This is a genomic window from Lacrimispora sp. 210928-DFI.3.58 (assembly GCF_020554865.1).
GTDB lineage: Bacteria > Bacillota > Clostridia > Lachnospirales > Lachnospiraceae > Enterocloster.
The window spans coordinates 1-4130 of sequence record NZ_JAJCIC010000083.1 but is presented as its reverse complement, the minus strand read 5'-3'; the positions used below and the strand labels follow the sequence as shown (position 1 = coordinate 4130).

General features: G+C 49.2%; 3 protein-coding genes. 2 read left to right on the top strand and 1 reads right to left on the bottom strand.

The window, feature by feature from the left end; genetic code table 11:
* Window positions 1-133 precede the first annotated feature (133 nt).
* Window positions 134-466: a cupin domain-containing protein gene (locus LIZ87_RS21955; RefSeq protein WP_227149211.1), complete on the top strand. Its 333-nt coding sequence runs from the start codon at window positions 134-136 to the stop codon at window positions 464-466.
* 101 nt (window positions 467-567) lie between these two features.
* Here the strand turns inward: LIZ87_RS21955 and LIZ87_RS21950 are convergent, their stop codons facing one another.
* The gene (locus LIZ87_RS21950) at window positions 568-1980 is read right to left on the bottom strand and encodes a spore germination protein (RefSeq protein WP_178316391.1); all 1413 of its coding nucleotides are present in this window, start codon (window positions 1978-1980) and stop codon (window positions 568-570) included.
* A 560-nt stretch (window positions 1981-2540) separates the two neighbouring features.
* On the opposite strand from LIZ87_RS21950, the gene LIZ87_RS21945 reads away from it, so the two are divergent.
* Window positions 2541-3890 carry an ABC transporter substrate-binding protein gene (locus LIZ87_RS21945; RefSeq protein ID WP_227149210.1) on the top strand — a complete coding sequence of 450 codons (1350 nt, stop codon included), beginning with the start codon at window positions 2541-2543 and terminating at the stop codon, window positions 3888-3890.
* Window positions 3891-4130 lie beyond the last annotated feature (240 nt).

Sequence of the window (4130 nt, the reverse complement as noted above, 5' to 3'; positions counted from 1 at the left end):
TGAGCGCAGGGCGCGAAACTATTTGCTACGCAAACGAAGCAAAGCGGAGTTCGCGTTTCCCGTACCGTTTTATGAAGCGGGAGGCGAGGAAAATAAAAAATTGAGCGCAAAAGCGCGAAAGGAGATTGTTAACATGTTAGATGAGAGATGGGTATTCCACAAGGATGTAGAAGGAACACAGGCAGGACCGGGAGTAGTGAGAAGGGTGCTGGCCTACAGTAAGGACTTGATGTGTGTGGAAAATACCTTTGAGGAAGGAGCAGTGGGAAGCCTCCACCATCATCCACATACCCAGATTACATACGTTGTAAGCGGCGAGTATGAATTTAACATTGACGGCGAAAAAAAGATCGTAAAGGCCGGGGACACTATGCTCAAAATGAATGGCGTAGAGCACGGCTGCGTCTGCCTGAAGGCTGGTATCCTTCTGGATATCTTCAATCCAATGCGTGAGGACTTTGTATAAGACTTCCGATAGACGCGTATCGAAAGATCCGGTGGAGCACCCACGGCAGATAACTGCCCGGGATGCTCCACCGGATCTTTGGTCATATAAGAGAACTTCTGCTAGGATTTCTCCGTATGAGGCAGCCGTCCGCGCAGGAACCGCTTTTTCAGCTCGCTGAAGCGGAAGGGGATCAGCGGGTAGATATAGCTCTTTCCCGCAATGGTCTTGTTGAAGATAATGGCGCAGGCTGTGAGCACGGTCCCGATGACAAAGCCCCAGATATTAAAGATGGCCGTGAGAATCAGAATGAGGATGCGCATAAATTTCATGGCATAGCCCAGCTCAAAGCTGGCCTGGGAATAATTGGCAATTGTCACAAAGGCCATGTAGAGCATGGTCTCTGAGTTGAACCAGCCGGAGGTGACGGCGTACTCTCCAAGGACAATACCTGCGATAACGCTTAAGGGGGTGGTGAGCATGTTAGGCGTATTTACTGCTGCCAGGCGCAGGCCGTCAATGGCAAATTCGAGTATGAGAAGCTGCCAGATCAGAGGCACATTGTAGGGATCGGAGAGCCGGATAAAGGCCAGCCAGTCCGGTATCAGTCCCGGATTTTGCATGAACATGAGCCAGGTTGGCGTCAGCATCAGGGAGAGAAAGGAGATGGCCATCCTGGTAAGGCGCAGGTAGGTGCCTGTGATGGGCGGGAAATAGTAATCGTCCGCCTCCTCGATGATATCAAAGACAGAAGAGGGGAGGATCATGGCAGAGGGGGAATTGTCTACCAGGATAATGATATTTCCTTCCAGAATGGAAGCCGCTGCCGTGTCAGGACGCTCGGAAAAGCGGAATTTCGGGAAGGGATTATACCATTTGTGGGGGTAGATGCACTCTGCCAGGCTTTCCTGGTTCATGGTGAGGGCATCCACCTTAAGCTTCGTTATGCGTCCCTTGATCTTTGCCAGAAGATCCGTATCCACACGGCCCTCCATGTAGCAGACAGCAATATCCGTATGGGAGCTCTCCCCGGCTGTCATGATCTCCATGGTGAGCTTCGGGTCGCGGATACGGCGGCGTATGAGCGCTGTGTTGAAAACCAGGGTCTCCACAAAGCCGTCCCTGGAGCCCCGCATGACCTTGTCCTTTTCCGGCTCGCTGACTCCTCTGGCCGGATAGGTGCGGCAGTCAATGGTAAGGCATTTGTCATAGCCGTCAATAAACAGGCAGGAAACGCCGGATAAAAGCTGGACGATCATATCATCGTCCTTTGTCAGAAGACCGATCTCGCCATAAGGGATGTACTGTTTGGAAAAGCTGTGGGCATCCTCCGGCATATCCTCCGGCTTAATGGAGAAGAACACCTGAAGGATCTTTAAAAGGGAATCATCCTTTGTAAAGCCGTCAATGAAATAAAGGCAGGCCTCCCGCCCTCCTATGTGCACGATCCGGTACACCACATCAAAGTTGGTGCCTACATTTAGCTTTTTATGAAGGTATGAGATATTGTCATGTAAGTTTTGAGAAAATTCCATGCTTTCTTCCTTTCTGTGCGACTGCAGATAAAAATCAATGCAGGAGTAAGTATGTACAGGAAGAAAGAAAATATTCATAAAGACATATGTCGCCATCTAACGGACAAACGGGGAAAATTTATATAAAAACAGGTATTAACGGGAAATTATTCACTAAAATGCACAAAAAATGTTGACAAATCCTGGGGACGGTGGTATAGTAAACCATGTAAGAAGCACAAAGGAGTGCCTTACAGGTTTTTGTTTGGTATGGGGATGCCAGATAAACTTAATAGTGTGACGGTTTTTGATCGTGACTAAGAGCTGCCTTCTGTGGGGGAAGGGCAGCTCTTCTTTTATTACAAAGGAAACTCCTCCAAAGCCCCTATGCAACAAAAAGCCCTCCGGGCAGGACGGCACTGCACTTCTTTTTTATATCGCAGGTCTTTGTGCACTATATCTCTATTTATTCAGATAAATCGCTAAAATTATAATATTTTATCCAAAATTTCCTATATAATCCCTTACTTTAATTTGCTAGAATTTTCATTACAGAGATATATGGAAAAGGAGGAAATTTTATGAGAAAGAACAGTTGGAAGAAGGTATCAGCTCTGGCTTTGGCAGCTCTTATGGCTTCCTCATCCTTAGCAGGCTGCTCCGGCGGCAGCAAGGAAACAGAGGCGCCTGCAGCAACAGAGGCAGCAGCTGAGAGCAAGGAGACAGAGGCAGCGGCTCCTGCAGAGGGGGAGGAGGTTACTCTCCGCCTGGTGCACTATATGGGCGAGCAGTCTAAGAGAGATGCTTTAGACGCTATGCTTGCAGCCTTCAGCGAGGCATATCCAAATATCAAGGTAGATATCGAGGTTGTGGCATCCTCCTCCTACATTGCTACCTATAAGAACTACATCGCAGCAGGCGAAGCCCCTGACATTATGTTCGGTAAGCCGCAGAATATGACAGAGTTTATTGAGGGCGGCTATTTTATGGACCTGACAGGTGAGAAGTGCCTGGAGAACGTACTTCCCATGCTGGCGGATGAGTGTACCGTAAATGGCGGCGTATACGGCTTCCCCATCGATGCCCAGGTAAAGGCCTGCTTCTACAACAAGCAGATGTTCGAGGAGGTTGGTGTAGAGGTTCCTCAGACAAAGGAGGATTTCTTTAAGGTATGCGATGCCTTTATGGAAAAGGGTGTGTACCCGTTTGTTCACCCATATAACTTTATTCACGGTGTATTCCACGAGCTGGATTCCTTCTTCACCAGCATGGCAGCAGCTACGGGCAACGAGAATGTATGGATGGATTCCCAGAACGGCGTTAAGGATCTGTCCGGCAATGAGGTTGTCACAGAGGCAATGGAGATGTTCTCCAAGTTCGCTTCCTACAAGGATGCAGGAGATACCGCTATTGACCAGACTCAGGGTATCCAGAACTTTGCGGCAGGTCAGAGGCCGATGTATATGAACGGCGGCTGGCTCATGGGCGATGTGATCGCAGCGAACCCGGAGGGTGAGTTCGGCATGTTCCCAACACCATGGTCTGATAAGCCGGAGGACAACAAGCTCTGGATCGGTATTGATGATGTGTTTATCGTTTCCTCTCAGACAGAGCACAAGGATGCTGTTATGAGCCTTCTTGAATTCTTCGCAAATGAAGAGAGCTCTAAGACGTGGATGGATACCGCAAAGCTTATGACAAGCAATGTTACTGTTCCCACCGATGATGCAGATGCATTTATCAAGGAGATCAAGAGCTATATTGATAATGATATGATCGTTTCCAAGGCTCTGGTTCCGGATTATACATCTGAGTTCTCCACCGCGTTCCGCACAAAGCTCCAGGAGTTCGTTACCCTGGATGACAGCCAGCGCGATGTGACAAAGCTGATAAAAGAGATCGACGACGAGATCGCATCTATCCGGCAGTAAATAAACAGACAATGTGTGAGTTCCAGGGCGGCGGAAGGCTTATAAGGTCCGTCCGCCCTGGATTTTCTGTATAAGCCTGCATGCGCCCAGCAGCGGACGCACTACCGCACCATAAGAGTCTGGTGGGCGCATTTGGCATACCTGAATACAAGCCGCCTATTCGGCGGCAGGACTTTTATAGTAAACCTGCATGCGCCCAGCAGCGGACGCACTACCGCACCATAAGAGTCTGGTGGGCGC